The organism is Anaeromassilibacillus sp. An250 (genome assembly GCF_002159845.1).
Taxonomy (GTDB): Bacteria; Bacillota; Clostridia; order Oscillospirales; family Acutalibacteraceae; genus Anaeromassilibacillus; species Anaeromassilibacillus stercoravium.
Window position 1 is genome coordinate 1 of the sequence record NZ_NFJK01000062.1, and the last position, 929, is coordinate 929.

Annotated in this window: 1 protein-coding gene; it reads right to left on the reverse strand. The window is 57.9% G+C overall.

Features of this window, described 5'->3' with window-relative positions; genetic code table 11:
* Positions 1–929 (reverse strand): recombinase family protein (locus tag B5F54_RS17130; RefSeq protein ID WP_207651989.1); only part of this gene is annotated, 929 nt, incomplete at both ends.

Genomic DNA, 929 nt, shown 5'->3' on the forward strand with positions numbered 1-929 from the left:
TCCGCGTTGACGGTGGCGGCCTGCGACTTGTCCAGTTCGGCCTGCAAAGCGGCGGCGCGGTCTTTCAGTTCCCGCTGCTCCTGCTCATAGTCTGCCGACAGTTCCATGAAACGCTCGTCGCTGATTTTGCCGTTTACATTGTCCTCATACAGCCGCTTGATAATGCGGCTCACTTCGGCAATGCGCTCCTGCGCCTGTTCAAGCTGCTTGGTGGCTGCGGCGGTCTTTCTCTTGCCGCCGATCTCGTTCTGCTGGATAAGCAGCTTCACAAAGCGGCTCTCATGCTTGGCGGCATATTCCGTTACTTGCCGGAGATTGGAGAGGACACCGGCGGTCAACAGGTCGGTGCGGATAAAGTGCGCCGTACAGTCGCGGGTGCGCTTCTTGTAGCTGCCGCAGATGTAACAGTCCTGCTTGCGGGTTTTGTTCTGATACCGCTGCTGGTACATCACATGGCCGCAGTCGGCGCAGAACAGCATACCGGAGAACAGCCCCACTTCATCATAGCGGTTCGGGCGTTTGCGTTGCTTGCGTAACTCCTGCACGCGCTCCCATGTTTCCCGGTCTATGATAGGCTCATGGTGGTTCTCAAAAATGGCCTGCTTCTCCACGGGGTTCTCTACACTGTGCTTGACCTTGTAAGAGGGCTTCTCCGTCTTGAAGTTCACCAGACAGCCGGTGTACTCCCGGTTTTCGAGGATATGCACGACGGTGTTCGTCGCCCACTTGCACTCATAGCCGGGGTGGTAGCGGCGGGTGCTGCCCGTCCTGCGGTATTCCAGCGTCCCCGGCGTGGGGATTTGCTGCTCCGTAAGCATACGGGCAATCTTGGTCGGTCCGTTCCCGGCAAGGCAAAGCTGGTATATCTGCTGGACAACCGGCGCGGTTTCCTCGTCAACGATATAGTTCTCGTCCTCGTCCATGAGGTA